Below are 16,364 nucleotides of genomic sequence, written 5' to 3'. Positions count from 1 at the left end.
CAATGGAGATTCGCTCCTTTTATCTTTTCATATAACAGCTGAGATGTATGCTGTTAGAGAAGGTTCACTTTATTGTATCAATGAACCGCTGAAGTTGACAAGAATGATGATTAGTTGGCCTGAGTATATTTTGGAAATTTATAGGTCTTACCTGATTTAATGTCTTCAGGCTGCATTCCATTGTTTAATTCCGAGAAGTCTGACACAACCTGGTCTATGCCAACAGGAATTGGTCCATCAAGGTTTAGTTCTATAATTGAAAGAACTGTTTCTCCAGGATTGACCTTTTTTTCAAAATAGGTTTCACCTGTTTCTGTGGGCAGCGTACTGGCCTCCAGTGCTTGCTTTTGTCCAGCGGGCAGTGTGCCATGATCAAGGTCATAATAGATTACATATATAACTAGGATTGAAAGCAGTACTCCCGCAAGCTTCTTCATAATGGCCAAACCCCCTGCAAATAGCATGTTTACCCAATATGTATGCTTGTCCAAATATGATTAGACCAAAAAAAGTCCTCAATTTGTATTATTCTGCATTAATAACTGCTTTATTTATAAAATAACTCCTCTTTATTAATTGCAAAAATAAAAAACGCGCTATTGGCACGTTTTTATTTAGAGCTATGAGATGGGACTTCCTTTATGGACAAGAGGAGGATGATAAGAGAAACAAACCAGTTAATAATCGCCCCATTTTGCACCACAGTCTGAAGGGCTGACATTACAGCAAAGAAAATAGTCGGCAAAGTAATGCTGTACGCAGAGATGCGCCATAAATGACGGTACTCCAGTTTTTTACTTAGTGCATTTTTGAGAAGAAGACCTGCAAGTGCTATCAGGGATATCTCAATAAATCGAATGCCGGCTGCGAAAATATAAATGACAACCGCTATTAAGGGAATAATAATCGGCATAAGGGATTCTGCAGAAGAAAGGAAGTCTGATAAGTCATCCTTTGTTATTGTGCGGCTTGTCAGCAATGTGTATGGATATGTCTGTTTCTGTCCTTCAGCATGTATGTAGACCTCATTTTTTAATAAGGCAATCGTATTGCCGCTTTCTGATAAGACAGTAGTGTCAACTGCTCCTGTCGAATCAACAATGATTGTAAAGTTATCTTTATTGAGGGTTACAGGTGCTTCCTCCTCTGTGTGAAGCTGTCCTTCTGTAATTTCAAAACCCGGCAGATCACTGTCAATTGTTTTATCAATAGCATTTAAGCCATTAATGATTGCCGAACCGGAATAATACACGGTTGGCAGAACTGATAGCAGGGTAAGGAAAAACACATACAAAATAGTCTTTCCTATCCCCTGATGGCGAAATAAAGCGATATCTTTAGGAGAAAACAGGCTTTTATAAAACTGAAGAAAAATATTCATTTTGACACACCCTTTTTGAGATTCACTATTATATTTTAGCCATATATCCAGACGTTACAAGCAAATGCGTTTGCAAGTCTTTTTTTGTATTTGTAACAAAGTTGTAATATAAGGATGAAATGTTAAGGTATTGTAAATTTAGTTCATAACAGGTTTACATTTCTGCGGGTTTCCTTTAATAATTGTATGGGGTTTGATGAAACATGTCGAATAAACAGTTATAGGGGTTGAAAAATTGTGGAACTGAATGTTCAGCAAATGCTTTTTGAGTTTTTGGGCGGGCTTGGTATTTTCCTTTATGGAATCAAGTTCATGGGTGATGGGCTCCAAAAATCAGCTGGTGACCGGCTGAGGGATTTATTAGATAGATTTACTACGAATCCTCTAATGGGAGTGCTGGCAGGTATTCTTGTCACCATTCTTATACAGAGCAGCTCTGCAACCACTGTTATTACAGTGGGATTAGTATCAGCCGGATTCATGACATTGCGCCAGGCAATAGGTGTTATTATGGGAGCCAATATTGGAACCACGGTAACTGCTTTCATCATCGGAATCGATATCGGGGAATACGCTTTGCCGATCATAGCTTTAGGTTCAATCCTATTGTTTTTCTTTAAAAACAAAAAAGTAAATAATTTCGGTCAAATTGTCTTTGGCTTTGGTGCATTATTTTATGGACTTGAATTAATGAGCGGGGGAATGAAGCCTCTTCGTTCATTGGAAGCTTTTCATGACTTGACCGTAAGCATGAGTTCAAATCCAATTCTGGGTGTGGTCGTCGGAACAGTGTTTACTGTTATTGTTCAGAGCTCAAGTGCCACAATCGGTATTCTCCAAGGCTTGTTTTCTGAAGAGCTGATTAACCTGGATGCGGCATTGCCGGTTCTGTTTGGAGATAATATTGGAACAACGATTACAGCGGTATTAGCTGCAATTGGAGCGTCTGTTGCTGCAAGAAGAGCCGCAGCCGTGCATGTATTGTTTAACTTAATTGGTACTACTATCTTCTTGATTTTATTAAAGCCGTTTACATTATTGATTGAGACACTGCAAGTGAATATTAACTTAAATCCTGAAATGACCATTGCCTTTGCACATGGAATTTTCAACAGTACTAATACACTTATTCAGCTGCCATTTGTAGCAGCGCTGGCATGGATTGTAACAAAACTTATTCCGGGAGAAGATGCAGTTGCTGAATATAAAGCAAAACATTTGGATCCTGTTTTTATAGAACAATCACCTTCGATTGCACTTGGACAAGCTAAAGAAGAAGTGCTTCGCATGGGAGCATTCTCAGTACGGGGACTGGAAGAAACGGTTCAATATTTGAAAACCGGCAATCAAAAACATTCCGAAAGTGCATACCAGTTAGAGGACGCGATCAATAACCTTGACCGCAAAATTACGGATTACCTGATTAAGTTATCTACAAGTTCACTTTCAGCACATGAGTCTGCCGAGCACACTGTGCTGATGGATACGGTAAGAGATATTGAGCGTATCGGTGACCATTTCGAAAATGTAATAGAACTGATTGATTATAAACAGGCAAATAAAGTGTCCATCACTGATTCAGCTATGGCTGATTTAGAACAAATGTTCAAATTGACCATTTCTACTGTAAAAGAAGCTCTTCAGGCACTGGACCATAATGATAATATTGCTGCAGAGCATGTTGTAAAAAAAGAAGAAGAGATTGACAAGATGGAAAGAAAGCTTCGCAAACAGCATATCCTTCGTTTGAACGAGGGAGTCTGCTCTGGCCAGGCCGGCATTGTGTATGTAGACATTGTCAGCAACCTTGAGCGTATCGGCGATCATGCGGTGAATATTGCTGAAGCTGTTTTAGGGGAAGAATAAGTGGTAAAATAAGCAAGGGGAAATCCCTTGCTTATTTATTTTGATAAAGAATGTATAAATTCTGAAGTTAGATAACTGTCTAGCTCCAGCGCCTACCCCCTCGAGGTCACAAGCCAACCCTCCCATAAAGGCAAAGAACGCCTTTCCGTGAGGCTCGTCTTGTGCTTGTCGGGGGTGGGCAAGGCGCTTGCGCTTTTCTAGAAAGGATGCTGATTATGCAAATAATTTATTGGACACTGATCATTCTGCTGTTTATTATCGCTTTTGCAGGCCTTGTTTTCCCGATTATTCCAAGTGTGCTGTTTTTGCTGGGCGGATTTATCCTTTATGGAATTCTTTTTTCTTTCGAACCGTTTAACTGGCTATTTTGGACGATTCAGGGTTTATTTGTTCTCCTTTTATTTGGAGCTGATTACGTAGCTAATATGATTGGGGTAAAAAAGTATGGGGGATCAAAAGCGGGTGTTTGGGGAAGCACGATCGGCCTTTTGGCTGGACCATTTGTCATTCCTGTACTGGGAATATTAATTGGTCCTTTTCTGGGTGCAGTTATTGCTGAGCTTGCAGTTAACAGGACAAACTTCAATGATGCACTGAAGATTGGATTTGGATCGGTAATCGGCTTTGTCAGCAGTGCAGCAGCCAAAGCGGTGATTCAAGGGGTAATGATTATTTATTTTCTATTTGTGGTCCTTTGAGGACCCGCTGGAATGGTTTGAATTTAATGGAATAATAAAAACGAGTTAGGATATTGTATATATGTAGCAAAGCATTTTGTTTGAAACAAAAAACCAACTTTGGTAATCTTAAACTAAAGACCTTAGAAACATTCTAAAATCAGAATTTTATAAATGATTGAAGTGTTTCAGGGGCTTACTAAAACAGATACATAGGGAGGAATTTTATTATGGCATTCGAATTACCGCAATTACCTTACGCTTATGATGCATTGGAGCCAAACATCGACAAAGAAACGATGAATATTCATCATACAAAGCATCACAATACTTATGTAACAAACCTTAACAATGCTTTAGAAGGAAACGAAGAGCTTCTTTCTAAAACTGTTGAAGAAGTTGTTTCTAACCTGGATGCCGTACCTGAAGCTGTTCGCACTGCAGTACGCAACAACGGCGGGGGCCATGCAAACCATTCTCTATTCTGGCAGATCATTTCTCCAAATGGCGGCGGTGAGCCTACAGGTGAATTAGCAGACGCTATCAGCAGCAAATTCGGTAGCTATGACAGCTTCAAAGAAGAATTTGCAAAAGCAGCTACAACTCGCTTCGGTTCTGGCTGGGCTTGGCTGGCAGTAAACAATGGCGAATTGGAAGTAACAAGCACACCTAACCAGGATTCTCCTTTAATGGAAGGCAAGACTCCAATCCTTGGCCTTGATGTTTGGGAGCATGCTTACTACTTAAAATATCAAAACCGCCGTCCTGAATACATCAATTCTTTCTGGAATGTTGTTAATTGGGATGAAGTTTCTAAGCGTTACAGCGCAGCAAAATAATAAATCAAAAAGCACGGCGGATTACATCTGCCGTGTTTTTTTGTTCAGGAATTAAGAGCTATTCTGTTAATTTCTAAATCATTGCATAACCGCACTTCCTTTGTAGGAGACTACCCTTAGAACCAAAGGGGAGTTTTTTTTATGAGCAGATTTAAAAAACTGATCGGTGATGTCGATTTAACGAAAGATTTAACATTGCTTTTATTTATAGGGGGGCTATATTCTTTAAGTGCTGCCCTTTCTAACACATTTGTAAATATTTATCTCTGGAAGCAGTCTGGTGAGTTCAGCGATCTTGCTTTATATAACCTGGCCATTGTGGTTCTTCAGCCTTTGACGTTTATCCTGGCAGGGAGATGGGCGAAGAAAATTGACCGTGTCATTGTACTGAGAATCGGTGTAATTTTTTTGGCACTATTTTATCTGACAGTGCTTTTCATTGGAACAAATGCCTCAAAATTTCTATTGCTTCTAGGGGCTCTGCTGGGAGTCGGGTATGGGTTCTACTGGCTTGCTTTCAATGTACTCACTTTTGAAATAACTGAGCCGGAGAATCGCGATTTCTTTAATGGATTCCTTGGAATACTAACATCCGTTGGGGGTATGATTGGACCGATAGCAGCGGGTTTCATTATTTCAAGGATGGAAAAGTTCACGGGCTATTCCGTTATCTTCGGCATCTCCCTGACACTTTTTTCAATAGCCGTCTTTTTAAGCTTTTTCCTTAAAAGGCGGCCGGCTGACGGAAGGTATTTATTTGGAAGAATCCTGGCAGAACGAAAAAACAGCCTGAACTGGCGAATGATTACGAATGCCCATTTTTTTCAGGGTCTCAGAGAGGGAACCTTTATTTTTGTCATATCAGTTTATGTTTTTATTTCAACTGGCAGTGAACTGGCTCTTGGTACATACGGATTGGTCAACTCAAGTATATCTTTTTTGGGGTATTTTCTTGTATCAAGGCTTTTAAAGAAGGAGTATCGGAAAAGGGCCATACTTATAGGCGGGTTATTACTGTATGGTGCCATTTTCTTTATCGTTTTTGAGGTTACGTATCCAAAGCTGCTGATGTATGCAGCCGCTATTGCTATAGCGTATCCTCTCCTGCTTGTGCCATATATTTCATTAACATATGATGTCATTGGCAGAGGCTGGAAGGCTGCAGAGATGAGAATTGAGTATATCGTAGTAAGGGAAATCTTCTTAAATGCAGGACGTATAGTATCTATTTTAGGTTTTTTAGCTGCGGTTTCTTTTTTCAATGAAGAAAAAAGCATCCCTATTCTTCTCTTAATCATTGGGGCCGGACATTCGGTCATATATTTCTTCGTCAGGAAAATACAATTTCAGTCTGCGTGAGAGAGAGGAAATCCTCTCTCTTTTTTTACCAGAAAAATATCTCTGTCGAAAAAGGGTTCTTTATAGAATTTATTGCTATTTTCTTTTAGAATGGGATTATGAGACTTTTTTAAAGGAAGTGTGCGTAATTTTGAATAGGAAGAAAAAGAAGAAGACCCATGTTCCTTTCCGCCTGAATATGCTCTTCTTTGCTGTGTTTTTATTGTTCTCCATTCTGATCCTCAGGCTTGGGATGGTTCAGATTGTTTACGGTGACGATTATAAGCGTGAGATTGAAAGAACGGAAGATGTTACAGTCAACAGCCCGGTGCCGAGAGGAAAGATGTTTGACAGAAATGGCCAGGTGATTGTCGATAATACTCCGCAAAATGCCATCACATTTACTAATAATGGATACAAGCAGGACGAAATGCTAGAGGTGGCAGAAAGGCTGGCCAAGCTCATACACAAAGATACCGAAAAAGTTCAGGAACGTGATAAAAAAGATTACTGGATTATGAAAAATCCTGAAGAGGCTGAAAAAAAGATCTCTAAAAAAGACAAAGAAGAGCTTGAAAAGAAGTATGAAGGCGACCAGAAGGAATTGGACAAGGCCATCTATCAGCTCACATTGGATCGAATTACAGAAGATGAATTAAGCGAATTGACAAAAGATGATCTTGAAGTACTTGCCATCTACAGAGAGTTTACAAGCGGATACGCATTAACACCGCAAATTGTCAAAAATAAAGAAGTCACTCCTGAGGAATTCGCAGTTGTCAGCGAAAATCTTCAAATTCTTCAGGGTGTTGATACAACTACCGACTGGGAACGGTATTATGCCTTCGGAGATACATTGAAATCAGTGCTGGGTAATGTGACGAGCTCTGACGAAGGACTGCCGGCTGAACAGCTTGAATACTATATGGCCCGTGATTACAGCCGTAATGACCGTGTAGGAAAGAGCTATATTGAGATGCAATACGAAGAAGTCCTTCACGGCCAAAAGGCAAAAGTGAAAAATGTTACAGATAAAGCCGGCAATGTCCTTGAAACTGTACCCATCACTGATGGACAAAGAGGAAAGGACCTTGTGCTGAGCATTGATATGGATCTTCAAAAGGAAGTAGAGAAAATCATTGAAGAGGAATTGCGTGAAGCAAAGGCATCTGCAGGTACTGCACTACTGGACAGGGCCTATGTGGTTCTTATGGATCCACATACCGGAGAAGTCCTCTCGATGGCCGGAAAGAAGATCGTGAAGGATAAAGAAACAGGCCAATCAGTTATGCAAGACGATGCATTAGGCAATATCACTACTACTTATAATGTCGGTTCTGCTGTGAAGGGTGCTACAATTCTTACCGGATATAAAACGGGTGCTATTTCTCCGGGGACCGTATTTTATGACCGGCCTTTAAAAATAAAAGGAACACCTGTAAAAAAATCCTGGAGAAATTTTGGCCCTTTAAATGATATCAATGCACTTAAATTCTCTTCGAACGTTTATATGTTTGAAACTGTCATCAATATCGGCGGCGGGAAATATGAGTATGAAAAGCCATTGTGGATAGATGAGCAAGCCTTTAGTACTGTAAGGGATTCCTTCGCTCAATTTGGGCTTGGAGTACGGACAGGAATTGATTTGCCGAATGAGCAAACAGGCTTTAAAGGGATGAGTACATTGCCTGGTTTCATGCTTGACCTTTCGATTGGCCAGTACGATACCTATTCCAATATGCAGCTTGCCCAATATGTTTCAGTCATTGCCAATGGTGGAAACAGGATGGAGCCTCATATTGTTAAGGAAATCCGTGAGCCATTGATGGAAAATAATGAACTTGGCCCTATTGTTCAGGAAATGGAGCCAAAGGTCCTTAATCGGGTTGAATTGGAAGAGGGATGGATGGACCGTGTCCAGGAAGGCTTCCGCAGAGTCATGCAGGAAAAGGGCGGAACAGCATACGGTTTGTTTGGCGGTAAGGAATATAAGCCGGCTGGGAAAACCGGTACTGCCGAGGCATTTTATGATGGACCAGAGCGCAGCAAGTTTGGCAAAGAGCCGCCTGAGGTCATGAACCTAAGTCTTGTAAGCTATGCTCCGTCTGAAAATCCTGAGGTAGCCATGGCGGTATTAGTTCCATGGGCTTACCAGGGAAGCGTGGATCACGGAGCCAATAAAGAAATTGGCGAACGTGTTTTGGATGCGTATTTTGATTTGAAAAAAAATCGTCAAAAAGAAGGCAAAGGTAGCGAAGGTCCTGTTCAAAAGGTAGAAAATATAAATGATGTGCTTGAAGGACAGGAAGAGGCTCGCGAAGAAGACGTTGAATAATTGCTGCTTAACTGTCTCCCGATAAAGGGAGGCAGTTTTTTTTATTTCCCCTTATATGAATTGCAACCCGGCTATGATGGAAAGATAAATTTATGTTATACCTCATATTCGACATATTTACACAAGAATCGCCCACATTTACAAAAGCTTTACAATCAGTTAAAACGGCGTTAACAGTCAACCCTTATTCTAATACTCGTAGGACAAAACAACCAATTTTCTTAGGGGGAATTCAGGAATGAAACGTCTTAAAAAAATGAGCCTGTTTTTAATGCTGGCAGCTGTAATGGTATTTACTGCAGCTTGTGGAGGCGGAGATACAAATGAAGGTGCAAGCGGAAATGGCGAAAATAGTGAAGAGCTGGAAGGCAGTGTAGTAATAGATGGTTCTGGAACTGTTTATCCATTCATGGCACGCATGGCTGAAAATTATATGGGAGAACAAGAAAATGTCTCTGTAGAAGTTAGCCGCTCCGGAACTTCAGCTGGCTTCAAGAAATTTCTTGCAGAAGACGGTACAGATTTTAACGATGCTTCCCGCCAAATCAAAGATGAAGAGAAAGCTTCAGCTGAAGAGCTTGGCATTGATGTACAGGAAATGAAGGTTGCTTTAGACGGTATAACAATTGTAATTAATAAAGAAAATGACTGGGCTGCTGAGCTTACACAGCAAGAAGTTGTCGATATCTTCCTTGCCAGTGCTGGAAAGAAAAAATGGTCAGATGTTCGCCCTGACTTCCCGGATGAAGAAATTCAAACTTATGGCCCAAATGAAAACCATGGCACTTACGAATTTATGTTTGAAAATATTCTTGAAGAACAGGACCTTCCTGAAAATATCAACTTACAGCAGGATTACTCAACTTTAGTGGATCTTGTATCTAAAGATAAAAACGCTATCGGATTCTTTGGCTATGGATACTATGACAGCAACAAAGATAAATTGTCGGCAGTAAAAGTAGACTTTGGCAATGGACCAGTTGAGCCATCATTAGACACAATCAAAGAAGACGGAGACTATGCTCCATTTACTCGTCCGGTATTCACATACCTGAATACAAATATGGCTAAAGAAAAGCCTCAAGTGCTTGATTATGCTATCTATACAATGGAAAATGCACAGGATGTTGCAGCAGAAACTGGATTTGCTCCATTATCTGATGAAGATATCCAGGCTTCTCTAGATACTTTGAACGGATTGAAATAAGAGATTGAAAGTATTGTCATGGGAAGATGAGAAGTTTGCCTTCTCATCTTCTTGTGATGTTATATGTTTTTCCCTGGGTATTATGAGCTGAAGAGTTCTTCTTTGGATGAGAAGGCTGAAAGGGGTTTTACACTTGGCAAAAAGTGCTGTTCAACACGATAACAAAAAACTGAATGTACGTGAAATCATTCAACAAAAGAAAAAGTCTCGAAGTGTTAATAATTACACTGAAAAATTAATACCAAAAATATTATTCGGCATAGCCGCAATCTCAGTTTTTACTACTATTGGAATTGTACTCACCTTAATTACGGAAACAATCGCCTTTTTTAAAGACGTTCCTTTTATAGATTTCTTTACAGGCACTGAATTAAAGCCTTTAGGAGAAAATGCTGTCTTTGGTGTTCTTCCCTTACTGACGGGAACAATCATTTCCACTTTGATCGCCATGCTTGTTGCCATTCCAGTGGGACTGATGACTGCAATATTTTTAAGTGAATACGCATCAGAAAAAACAAGAAAGGCACTAAAGCCACTTCTTGAAATCCTGGCAGGTATTCCTACTATTGTATATGGGTTTTTTGCTTTTACGTTTGTAACACCTTTACTAAGATCGTTTATTCCAGGCCTTGAACCTACGAATATATTGAGCCCCGGGATTGTAATGGGAATTATGATCATTCCTATGGTAGCGTCACTTTCAGAAGATGCGATGAGTTCTGTGCCAAATGCAATGAGGGAGGGTGCTCTTGCATTAGGTGCCACTAAGCTGGAAGTAACCTGGAAAGTAGTTGTTCCAGCAGCTATTTCAGGTATCATTGCTTCATTTGTACTCGGTATATCAAGAGCAATCGGGGAGACGATGATCGTAACCATTGCAAGCGGAAGTTCAAAGAACTTTACATTTGACGTAACACAGTCCATGCAGACCATGACTGCCTATATAGTGGAAGTTACAGGCGGGGAAGCAGCAGCAGGAACAACATTATATTATAGTCTTTATGCTGTTGCTATGACCTTGTTTGTGTTTACGCTGATTATGAACCTGCTCGCTCAGTATATCTCTCGCAAGTTCAGGGAGGAATATTAATATGAAATATGTGGATTCAGAACAAGTGCATAAAAAGATGGGCAGCCGCCTGCTAGCCAATAACCTTGCTAAAACACTCTTCTTTTTGGCCACTTTATTTGGCCTGGTAGTTTTAATTGTTTTGATTTATCGGGTTCTTGCTGATGGTTTAGGCTGGATCAACATGGATTTTCTGATGAATCGTTTATCGACTGATCCTGAAAGAGCCGGAATCTGGGGAGCAATAACAGGAACACTATGGCTGATGCTTGTTGTTGCTCCTGTAACGATGATTCTTGGAGTAGGCACAGCAATTTATCTTGAAGAATATGCAGCCAAGGGACGTATTTCTTCATTTATTAAAACGAATATCTCAAACCTGGCGGGTGTTCCGTCTGTTGTTTTTGGAATCCTTGGATTAACTGTTTTTGCAAGAGCATTGGATTTGGGTTCTGTAGTTCTAGCAGGAGGTCTTACGATGGCACTGCTGGTTCTTCCTGTTGTAGTAGTTGCCAGCCAGGAAGCCATTCGTGCAGTTCCTCAATTCTTAAGAGAAGCTTCTTACGGTATGGGTGCAACAAAATGGCAGACCATTAAAAATGTAGTCCTTCCCGCTTCTCTGCCGGGAATTCTTACGGGTGTCATTCTTGCACTGTCACGCGCAATCGGTGAAACAGCGCCATTGGTTGTTATCGGTATTCCGGCATTGTTAATACCTGTTCCTGATGGGATCTTTGATAAATTTACGATATTGCCGGTTCAGATTTATTACTGGACTCTTGACTCTGCCCTAGTAGCGGAATATGCCAACCTGGCAGCTGCAACTATCGTTATATTATTGATTGTATTGTTTGCGATGAATTCAATCGCTATTTTGATCCGCAATAAATTCCAAAAAAGATATTAGTCTGGGAGGTTTTATAAAATGCCTGTAATAACAGAAAAAGCCAATCCGAATACTAAAACAGCTAATCTAGATCAAAAAGCAAAAGAAAATAAAAAAGTAGTTTATCATACAAAAGATCTTAACCTTTGGTACGGGGAGGGCCATGCGTTAAAAAATATTAATTTGGCCATTAATGAAAATGAAGTAACAGCCATCATCGGTCCATCAGGATGCGGCAAATCCACTTATATTAAAACCCTGAACCGCATGGTTGAACTTGTGCCTACAGTAAAGATTTCCGGTGAAATCTTATACCGTGAACGTAATATACTTGATAAATCTTTTAAAGTGGAGGATTTAAGAACAAGTGTAGGCATGGTTTTCCAAAAGCCAAATCCTTTTCCAAAGTCTATTTATGAAAATGTGGCATATGGGCCGAAAATACACGGAATCCGTGATAAAAAAATCCTGGATGAAATTGTTGAGAAAAGCTTAAGGGGAGCGGCAATCTGGGATGAGGTAAAGGATCGCCTGAACCAGAATGCGTACGGCTTATCAGGCGGACAGCAGCAGCGTCTATGCATTGCACGCTGTCTTGCAATTGAACCGGATGTCATTTTAATGGATGAGCCAACTTCTGCACTCGACCCAATTTCCACTTTAAAAGTAGAGGAGCTTGTGCAGGAGCTTAAGGAAGAATTCAGTATTATTATCGTTACGCATAATATGCAGCAGGCAGCCCGTATTTCTGATAAAACAGCATTTTTCTTAAACGGTGAGGTAATCGAGTTTGCCGAAACAGATAAGATATTCTCTACCCCTTCAGATAAGCGGACTGAGGATTATATCACTGGACGATTCGGCTAATCTATTATACTGGTTTGTATCAACGATTTAATCATTACTATTAGGATGAAGGGGGATTACATTGATGGTAGTACGTGAGAGGTTTGAATATGATCTGCAGGAACTTCAAAAGAAACTGATTGAAATTGGCAATTTTGCTGTAGAGGCCTTGCATAGATCAGTTGAAGCGCTTGAAACACAAAATATAGAATTGGCACTTGAGATCATTGATGACGATAACCAGGCTGATATTTTATATGAGGAAATAAATGATTTAGCCATTCTGTTAATTGCCAAACAGCAGCCAGTGGCTATTGACCTTCGACGCATCATTGTCGCTATAAAAATCGCAACAGACATTGAACGAATTGCTGACTTTGGAGTGAATATTGCGAAGTCTACAATACGGATTGGGTCAGAACCTCTTATTAAGCCGATTGAACATATAAAAGAAATGTACAAAATTTCTACAGAAATGCTGCGTCTATCACTGGAGGCTTTCACTGAAGAAGATATAACAAAGGCAAAAAAAGTTGCCGATATGGATGATCAGGTAGACGACCTATATGGTGAAACAATTAAAGAGCTTCTGCAAATCAACCTGCAGAAACCGGAATATCTTCCTCAGATCACTCAGCTGTCTTTTGTTTGCCGATATTTAGAAAGAGCAGCTGACCATGTCACCAATATCTCTGAACATATTTTTTACCTGGTTAAAGGACGTCAGTATGATTTGAATAATTAATAAGAAAAGCGGAAGCGCCTTGCACGCTTGTGCTAAACAGTAAAAAAGCTAAAAGGATTCAGCTCCTTTTAGCTTTTTGTTATGACTTTAGCGATTTCTTTATAGCTCATATCAGGGGTCAGTTCAAATGTGCCCAGCTGTATTTTTTTGCTGTACCCGTATTCTTCAAGGTAATTGCCGAAGTCTGCTGCCTGATTGATTACATTTGCTTTTTCAAGCTGTACTGCGATTTCCCCAGGTGTCATGCCGCTCTCAATTGTAAGCTGATAGACTACCTGTGCACCTTCTTCCAACTCCGTATCTTCCTCAGCAGGTTCTTCTTTTTCTTCCGTATTCTCATTTGCTGGTTCTTCGGATTTAGTCTGCTGCAAGAGAGTATATTCTTCGTTTGTTAAAACAGTATAGCCTTTTGCCTGAAGAAATTCTTTCGCGCTGTTTTCATCTATTTTTCTATTTTCAGACTGATTTGGTTTAATGAAAAAATAGGCTGTGCCAAAGGCTATGACAGCCATAAGGATGCCAAATGCAAATGCCCGGGTATTTCTTTTATTCATAGCCATGACCTCTAAATTTCATTTCTGTTTGAATGGTCCTTACTTCATCAGGAGAGAGTGATGATTGTCTGGCAATCTGCTCTACTGACAATCCTTGCCTGGTAAGCAGCATCACCTGATTTTTTATAATTTCATGAACTTCCCTTTTCACTAAGGAATGAGCAGAAGAGTCTGCAGGAACGTGCTGAACGTGCTGAATATAGGGTTCGTCAGCCACCAGCAGTTCTTCTTCCAATACTTTTAATTTCTTTTTAATCTGATACATTTCCTGAATCTGCTGCATGGACATTTGGTCCATTTCTTCGCGCAGCTCTTTATAAGGATCTTTCAAGAACACTGAAAGAATAAATAGCCCTATAGACAAGATCAATAATGCCAGCATGATTGATTCCAAAAAAGTCACCTCATATTCATTGAACAGAAATATTTTACCATCAAAATTGACAAATTTCGATATGCAATCCATAAACGGGTGAAAATTAAAGATTTTTGTCGCTGGAGCTCTGTCGAAAAAGCATCCCGGCAAACTTTGAAAATTTTTTTCTTATTTATATTCAAGCAGGCATGTGCATTCGCAGGAAGCGACAATTTCCGTTCATTGTAGGCTATCCATATCAGTGATAACATTGAGTTATATAAATAGTCATAAAATTTTGCTTTTTGTCATATATATCCCTTTTTTAGTGGCTTATGAAAATAAATACAAGAGGTGCCGGGTATGATCGATGAAATTATTAAGCTTCGCCGCAGGGGGCTTTCATTTCGCAAAATTGCCAGTGAGCTTGATACAACAGTAGGAAAAGTGCAATATCAATGGACCAAACTTATCCAAAATAAAGCAAAACGCGACAGCGAGGATTCTGCCAGGAATAAGGTGACAGCTGAAGAAAATGCCGTTCCTAAAAAAACGAAAGATCAATTGATATTAACACGCTTAACATCTGATAAGGTAAAAGTATTATGGAAATTATCTAATCATAAAGAGAAGATGGCTTCACTTTACTTGGACGAGCCTGTCTCTTCCATGAGAAAATCTTTAAGAATCTATGATGTTACCGGTATTAATTTTGATGGCGCCAATGCGGTCTCTGATCATGAAGTAATCCTGTCCCATCAGTCAGAATGGATCTTCAAAGGGCTCAAACCTGGTAAGGTGTATTGTGTAGAACTGGGTATAAAATTGACAGAAACCCATTTCTTCCCATTGCTGCGCTCAGAAGCAATTCATACTTCTGAGGAAATGCTTTATCAATCATCTGGAAAAGGCGAAGCTGAGAAGCAGCCTGCTGAATGGACTGTGAATGTGAGTACATACACTTATTATGAATCAATGAGTGAAGGAGAAGAATGATGGAAACAGTAACTGCTGAGCGAAATAAAGATAGCTGCCATAAAGGTTTACCTAAGGTCCTTCTTCTTACGTGGGAATATCCTCCACATGTTGTTGGCGGCTTATCAAGACATGTGCATGGACTCGCCGGAGGATTGAAACAGGATTATGAGGTCCATATTCTGACAGCTAATCGGGGCGATCTTTCCAGCACTGAACTTAAAGATGGTATCTATATACATCGAGTTAAACCGCTTAATGAAAAAGATCCTAACTTTTTGCATTGGATTTTAGGATTGAATTTGGCGATGGAGCATAAAGCCAATGAACTGTCATCCTTCCACCGCTTCGAGCTCATCCACGCACATGACTGGCTTGTAGGTGCATGCGGCCTGTCATTAAAGGAGAGTTTACAGTGTCCATTAATCACGACTATACATGCAACCGAATATGGAAGGAATAATGGGATTTACACAGAATTGCAGAAGTTTATCCATAGAAAAGAAGAGCAGCTGATACTAGGGTCAGATCAGGTTATTGTCTGCAGTGAATATATGAAGGAAGAAGTACTTCAGCAATTTGCTATCGAAAGTGAAAAAATGTCTGTTATCGCAAACGGAATCAGCAAGGAACCCCTGCTTGATGACCCAGACTGTTTATTGGAGGGGCTGCAGGTAAAGAAAGGAGGCAGGCTGATATTTTCCATTGGGCGGATGGTCAGGGAAAAAGGGTTTGATACCTTGATCGACGCAGCGCCTATTATAAAAGAAAAGTACCCGGATACTTATTTAATTATAGCCGGCAAAGGTCCTATGCTTGAAGCGCACAGAAAAAAAGCGAAAGAACTGAAAGTGGACGATGTAATTCATTTTCCGGGATTTATTAATGATATGCAAAGAGCAGCTCTCTTTCTGAAGTGTGAGTTCGCTGTTTTTCCAAGTTATTATGAGCCATTTGGCATTGTTGCCCTCGAAGCAATGATTGCCGGAAAACCGGCGATAGTATCTAACACTGGCGGGTTAAAGGGGATAATAAAACATCGATATTCCGGACTGTTCATGACCCCGGGAGATCCTGACAGTTTCATAGAGCAGGCGTCCGCTCTCCTTGAAGATCCAAAAGCAGTCCTTACAATTGGCAGACAAGGTCAAAAGGTCGCAGAAAGCCTATTCAGCTGGGGACGCATTGCGGAGGAAACCAAAAGAGTATTCCAGGAAACCCTAATCAGCCATAAGCTTGAAGACCTTGTTTGATTTTTGTATATTCTGCCTTCCTTTAAATGACGTTAAAA

General features: G+C 40.1%; 16 protein-coding genes. 12 read left to right on the top strand and 4 right to left on the bottom strand.

Annotated features, from left to right (window positions below; genetic code table 11):
• Positions 1-110 precede the first annotated feature (110 nt).
• Both IRB79_RS21855 and IRB79_RS21850 read right to left on the bottom strand, forming a co-directional pair.
• The gene (locus IRB79_RS21855; RefSeq protein WP_243504908.1) at positions 111-437 is read right to left on the bottom strand and encodes a hypothetical protein; all 327 of its coding nucleotides are present in this window, start codon (positions 435-437) and stop codon (positions 111-113) included.
• A 173-nt stretch (positions 438-610) separates the two neighbouring features.
• The gene (locus IRB79_RS21850; protein ID WP_243504907.1) at positions 611-1,381 is read right to left on the bottom strand and encodes a DUF1189 domain-containing protein; all 771 of its coding nucleotides are present in this window, start codon (positions 1,379-1,381) and stop codon (positions 611-613) included.
• A gap of 258 nt (positions 1,382-1,639) precedes the next feature.
• Here IRB79_RS21850 and IRB79_RS21845 point away from each other — a divergent pair, with 258 nt between their 5' ends.
• From IRB79_RS21845 to phoU, 10 genes are all read left to right on the top strand, one after another.
• Positions 1,640-3,247, top strand: a complete 1,608-nt coding sequence (locus IRB79_RS21845; RefSeq protein WP_431833451.1) for a Na/Pi cotransporter family protein — start codon at positions 1,640-1,642, stop codon at positions 3,245-3,247.
• 215 nt (positions 3,248-3,462) lie between these two features.
• Positions 3,463-3,945, top strand: a complete 483-nt coding sequence (locus tag IRB79_RS21840) for a DUF456 domain-containing protein (protein WP_243504904.1) — start codon at positions 3,463-3,465, stop codon at positions 3,943-3,945.
• Between the two features lie 209 nt (positions 3,946-4,154).
• Positions 4,155-4,763 (top strand): superoxide dismutase, encoded by a 609-nt coding sequence (locus IRB79_RS21835; protein WP_009332967.1) that lies wholly within the window; start codon positions 4,155-4,157, stop codon positions 4,761-4,763.
• Positions 4,764-4,904: 141 nt separating this feature from the next.
• Positions 4,905-6,122: an MFS transporter gene (locus tag IRB79_RS21830; RefSeq protein ID WP_243504903.1), complete on the top strand. Its 1,218-nt coding sequence runs from the start codon at positions 4,905-4,907 to the stop codon at positions 6,120-6,122.
• A gap of 130 nt (positions 6,123-6,252) precedes the next feature.
• Entirely contained in the window at positions 6,253-8,436 is a 2,184-nt protein-coding gene (locus tag IRB79_RS21825; protein ID WP_243504902.1) for a peptidoglycan D,D-transpeptidase FtsI family protein, read from the top strand.
• A 238-nt stretch (positions 8,437-8,674) separates the two neighbouring features.
• Positions 8,675-9,643 carry a PstS family phosphate ABC transporter substrate-binding protein gene (locus tag IRB79_RS21820; RefSeq protein WP_243504901.1) on the top strand — a complete coding sequence of 323 codons (969 nt, stop codon included), beginning with the start codon at positions 8,675-8,677 and terminating at the stop codon, positions 9,641-9,643.
• Positions 9,644-9,776: 133 nt separating this feature from the next.
• Entirely contained in the window at positions 9,777-10,733 is a 957-nt protein-coding gene (pstC, locus tag IRB79_RS21815) for a phosphate ABC transporter permease subunit PstC (protein WP_009332963.1), read from the top strand.
• Position 10,734: 1 nt separating this feature from the next.
• Positions 10,735-11,619 (top strand): phosphate ABC transporter permease PstA, encoded by an 885-nt coding sequence (gene pstA / locus IRB79_RS21810; RefSeq protein ID WP_243504900.1) that lies wholly within the window; start codon positions 10,735-10,737, stop codon positions 11,617-11,619.
• Between the two features lie 18 nt (positions 11,620-11,637).
• The gene (pstB, locus tag IRB79_RS21805) at positions 11,638-12,465 is read left to right on the top strand and encodes a phosphate ABC transporter ATP-binding protein PstB (protein ID WP_243504899.1); all 828 of its coding nucleotides are present in this window, start codon (positions 11,638-11,640) and stop codon (positions 12,463-12,465) included.
• 64 nt (positions 12,466-12,529) lie between these two features.
• A complete protein-coding gene (phoU, locus tag IRB79_RS21800; RefSeq protein WP_221878738.1) occupies positions 12,530-13,189 on the top strand; it encodes a phosphate signaling complex protein PhoU in 660 nt (219 codons plus the stop codon).
• Positions 13,190-13,257: 68 nt separating this feature from the next.
• On the opposite strand, the gene IRB79_RS21795 is transcribed toward phoU, so the two are convergent.
• Both IRB79_RS21795 and IRB79_RS21790 read right to left on the bottom strand, forming a co-directional pair.
• Positions 13,258-13,743, bottom strand: a complete 486-nt coding sequence (locus IRB79_RS21795) for a hypothetical protein (RefSeq protein ID WP_243504898.1) — start codon at positions 13,741-13,743, stop codon at positions 13,258-13,260.
• Complete coding sequence (locus IRB79_RS21790) at positions 13,736-14,146, bottom strand: hypothetical protein (RefSeq protein ID WP_431833399.1); 411 nt, start codon at positions 14,144-14,146, stop codon at positions 13,736-13,738. The genes IRB79_RS21795 and IRB79_RS21790 overlap by 8 nt, the downstream gene beginning before the upstream one ends.
• 315 nt (positions 14,147-14,461) lie before the next feature.
• Between IRB79_RS21790 and IRB79_RS21785 the strand changes: the two genes are divergently transcribed.
• Together IRB79_RS21785 and IRB79_RS21780 are read left to right on the top strand one after the other, a co-directional pair.
• Positions 14,462-15,094, top strand: a complete 633-nt coding sequence (locus IRB79_RS21785; protein ID WP_243504897.1) for a DUF4912 domain-containing protein — start codon at positions 14,462-14,464, stop codon at positions 15,092-15,094.
• Positions 15,091-16,326: a glycosyltransferase family 4 protein gene (locus tag IRB79_RS21780; protein WP_243504895.1), complete on the top strand. Its 1,236-nt coding sequence runs from the start codon at positions 15,091-15,093 to the stop codon at positions 16,324-16,326. The genes IRB79_RS21785 and IRB79_RS21780 overlap by 4 nt, the downstream gene beginning before the upstream one ends.
• Positions 16,327-16,364 lie beyond the last annotated feature (38 nt).

Source organism: Cytobacillus oceanisediminis, from assembly GCF_022811925.1.
Taxonomy (GTDB): Bacteria; Bacillota; Bacilli; order Bacillales; family Cytobacillaceae; genus Cytobacillus; species Cytobacillus oceanisediminis_D.
The sequence above is the reverse complement of the archived record's forward strand: the minus strand, read 5'-3'. Positions and strand labels throughout refer to the sequence as shown.

What these genes read in the sequence shown, in the direction of transcription:
- IRB79_RS21855 (WP_243504908.1), bottom strand. Translation starts at nt 437, where the DNA reads ATGAAGAAGCTTGCGGGAGTACTGCTTTCAATCCTAGTTATATATGTA.
- IRB79_RS21850 (WP_243504907.1), bottom strand. Translation starts at nt 1,381, where the DNA reads ATGAATATTTTTCTTCAGTTTTATAAAAGCCTGTTTTCTCCTAAAGAT.
- IRB79_RS21845 (WP_431833451.1), top strand. Translation starts at nt 1,640, where the DNA reads ATGCTTTTTGAGTTTTTGGGCGGGCTTGGTATTTTCCTTTATGGAATC.
- IRB79_RS21840 (WP_243504904.1), top strand. Translation starts at nt 3,463, where the DNA reads ATGCAAATAATTTATTGGACACTGATCATTCTGCTGTTTATTATCGCT.
- IRB79_RS21835 (WP_009332967.1), top strand. Translation starts at nt 4,155, where the DNA reads ATGGCATTCGAATTACCGCAATTACCTTACGCTTATGATGCATTGGAG.
- IRB79_RS21830 (WP_243504903.1), top strand. Translation starts at nt 4,905, where the DNA reads ATGAGCAGATTTAAAAAACTGATCGGTGATGTCGATTTAACGAAAGAT.
- IRB79_RS21820 (WP_243504901.1), top strand. Translation starts at nt 8,675, where the DNA reads ATGAAACGTCTTAAAAAAATGAGCCTGTTTTTAATGCTGGCAGCTGTA.
- pstA (WP_243504900.1), top strand. Translation starts at nt 10,735, where the DNA reads ATGAAATATGTGGATTCAGAACAAGTGCATAAAAAGATGGGCAGCCGC.
- pstB (WP_243504899.1), top strand. Translation starts at nt 11,638, where the DNA reads ATGCCTGTAATAACAGAAAAAGCCAATCCGAATACTAAAACAGCTAAT.
- phoU (WP_221878738.1), top strand. Translation starts at nt 12,530, where the DNA reads ATGGTAGTACGTGAGAGGTTTGAATATGATCTGCAGGAACTTCAAAAG.
- IRB79_RS21795 (WP_243504898.1), bottom strand. Translation starts at nt 13,743, where the DNA reads ATGAATAAAAGAAATACCCGGGCATTTGCATTTGGCATCCTTATGGCT.
- IRB79_RS21785 (WP_243504897.1), top strand. Translation starts at nt 14,462, where the DNA reads ATGATCGATGAAATTATTAAGCTTCGCCGCAGGGGGCTTTCATTTCGC.
- IRB79_RS21780 (WP_243504895.1), top strand. Translation starts at nt 15,091, where the DNA reads ATGATGGAAACAGTAACTGCTGAGCGAAATAAAGATAGCTGCCATAAA.